This window comes from Pseudomonas sp. RW407 (assembly GCF_003176655.1).
Taxonomy (GTDB): Bacteria; Pseudomonadota; Gammaproteobacteria; order Pseudomonadales; family Pseudomonadaceae; genus Pseudomonas; species Pseudomonas delhiensis.
In genome coordinates, this window is the sequence record NZ_QGSL01000106.1 from 1,035,436 (window position 1) to 1,037,988 (window position 2,553).

The window sequence follows — 2,553 nt, forward strand, 5'->3', positions numbered from 1 at the left end:
AGGCGTGCGCTGATGCTTCGATTGGCAGAGGATAGTCCCCTCTCCCTTCAGGGAGAGGGCTGGGGAGAGGGGCTCTTGCTTCAAGCCTCAGCCTTGACCACCTGAAAAGCCTCCCCTGTCGCAAAGAAAGCCCCGCCGGCCTGGTAATGAATGGTCCGCGATTCCTCGTCGGGGAAATGCCAGCGCCCCTTCGAGAACACCCGCTCGTCCGCATAGGCCGCCACCACCTCGGCGATGAACAGGTCGTACTTCTCCTGGTTGTGCGGCTCGGCGATCACCTTGCATTCCAGGTAGGCCAGGCAGCCTTCGACGATCGGCGCCTGCACCTGGCGGGCGCGGGCGGTGGCGATGTCGAAGCGGGCGAACTTGTCCAGCTCGCCGCCGTTGCTGGAGCCCACCGCCAGGGTCAGTTCGGCCTGGCGCCGCGACGGCAGCTGGATGACGAAGGCGCCGGCGCCTTCCACCAGGTGCCGCGACCAGGTGTTGCGGTCCAGCACCAGCAGCAGCTTGGGCGGGTCGAAGTCCAGCGGCATCACCCAGGCCGCCGCCATCACGTTGGCCACGCCCTCGTGCTCGCTGGTGACCAGGGTGGAGGGGCCGTGGTTGAGCAGCAGGTAGGCCTTGGCCAGGGGGACGTCTTGCAGGTGGTTCATGGGTGGTTCCTCGAAGGTCAGAGCAGCAGGCCGTCGACCGGCTCCAGCGGCGCCGGCAGCTCGGCCTCGCCGAGGATCTCCATGACGGCGATCTCCAGCTGCCGGCTCATGGCGTCCAGCGGCAGGTCGTTGGGCTGGGTGTCGAACGGGTCGGCGATCTGGTCGCCCAGGGCGTCCAGGCCGAAGAAGGTGTAGGCCAGCACGCACACCGCCAGCGGGGTGAACCAGCCGATGCTGTCGACCAGGCAGAACGGCAGCAGGAAGCAGTACACGTGGACGATGCGGTGCAGCATGAGGATGTAGGGGTAGGGGATGGGCGTGCCCTTGATCCGCTCGCAGCCGCCGAGCACGTAGGACAGGCGGCTGACCTGCTGGTCGATGTTGGCCTGCAGCATGTCGTTGGCGCCCGCGCGCCGGCCTGCCTCGGCGAAGTCGCGGCCCAGGCGGGCGAGCAGGGCGTTGGCCGGGCCGGGCGTGCGGGCCAGGGCGTCGGCCAGTTCGCTGCCGAGCAGGCGGCGGGCGTCCTCGCTCTGCGGACGCTCGCGCAACTGGTCGCGCAGCACGTAGGCGAAGGCGGCCAGGCGCTGGGCCAGCAGGCGGCGCCCGGCGTCGTCCAGGCCGGGCAGCAGCGACAGGCTCTGCCGCGCCAGGTTGCGCGAGACGATCAGCAGCTCGCCCCAGAGCGTGCGCGCCTCCCAGAAGCGCTGGTAGGCCACGTTGTTGCGGAAGCCCAGGAAGATCGCCAGGGTCAGGCCCCAGAGGGTGAAGGGCGTGGAGGTGATCACCACCTTGTAGTGGTAGAGGGTGCCGTGGGTGGCCACCACCAGCGAGCTGAGCAGCACCGTGTAGAGCACCTTGCGCCAGATGGCCGGGATGATCGAACCCTTGAGGGAGAACAGCAGCACCCAGAGCGTCGGGGTTTGCGGGCGGAGGATCATGCGGGGGCTTCCAGGCGGGTACACGGGGAGCGCGCATCATAGCCGAGATGCCCGCCTGGTGGCGCGGGGTAGGCGGAGGGCGCTGTGCCCTCCGCCGGGGGCTCAGGCGCCGGCCTGCTCCTGCCGGGCCTTGCGCTCCGCCAGGTCGTACAGCTGCCGCGCTTCCTCCAGCAGCGGCGCGAGGCTGGCGGACAGGCGCGCCACCCCGGCAGGCATGGGCATTTCGTCGGCGCTGTCCTCCAGCAGGCGCAGCAGCACGCTGAGGGATTCCAGGCGGCGCTCGGCGGTGCCCATCAGGTGCTCGACCGGGGCCTGGAGGTTGACGTAGAGAACGTCCTCGTGGGGTTGGGAGAGGGTGGTGAGGGGGATCATGTCAGGCATCGTCTGCCTCCGGGTGAGAGGCAGCAGGGCGATGCACGCGGTTGGCCGGAAGTGGCATGTCCATTGCTCCTCGAGTGGGTGAGGAACCGCCCTCCGGAAAGGGAGGCGGGCCGCGCGGGGGTAGCAAACCGGAGCCAGAGAGCCGGCCAGGCCGAAGCCTGCCCCGAGCGGCCCGCCATGAGTGCCCCTGAGGGGCTGGCGGGAAAAGCACCGTGCATGGGAAGGCAAGGGGCTACCGCGCTCTGACTCTACAGGTTGCTACACCCGTGTCACGGCAGTGACCGTGACGGGCAGAGCCTACCGGCGGGGTTTGTAGGGGCTCAATGGAAAGCTGGGGTATGAAATTTCGCAGAGTGCGGGAGGGGAGTGGAGCTTTTGTAGGAGCGAGCTTGCTCGCGAACGGTGCTTGCCGGCTGGGGCGGTGCCTGTGCTGAAGAGCGCCCTCTCCCTAACCCTCTCCCTGAAGGGAGAGGGGACCGTTCGGAGTGTTCGGGTATTTCGGAGTTAGCTGGATACTACGGCGTCCGGCTGAAGCCATGCTTTCAGCCGGCACGGACAAGCCCCTCTCCCTTCAGGGCGGG

The 2,553-nt window shown here is 68.5% G+C and carries 3 protein-coding genes; all 3 read right to left on the reverse strand.

Annotation, left to right across the window (positions count from 1 at the left end; genetic code table 11):
- Window positions 1–80 precede the first annotated feature (80 nt).
- The 3 genes from DK254_RS21410 to DK254_RS21420 all read right to left on the reverse strand — a co-directional run bounded on the left by DK254_RS21410 (window position 81) and on the right by DK254_RS21420 (window position 1,972).
- The gene (locus DK254_RS21410) at window positions 81–653 is read right to left on the reverse strand and encodes a flavin reductase family protein (RefSeq protein WP_109935383.1); all 573 of its coding nucleotides are present in this window, start codon (window positions 651–653) and stop codon (window positions 81–83) included.
- 17 nt (window positions 654–670) lie between these two features.
- A complete protein-coding gene (locus DK254_RS21415) occupies window positions 671–1,591 on the reverse strand; it encodes a bestrophin family protein (protein ID WP_109935384.1) in 921 nt (306 codons plus the stop codon).
- A gap of 102 nt (window positions 1,592–1,693) precedes the next feature.
- Window positions 1,694–1,972 (reverse strand): hypothetical protein, encoded by a 279-nt coding sequence (locus tag DK254_RS21420; RefSeq protein WP_109935385.1) that lies wholly within the window; start codon window positions 1,970–1,972, stop codon window positions 1,694–1,696.
- Window positions 1,973–2,553: the final 581 nt, after the last annotated feature.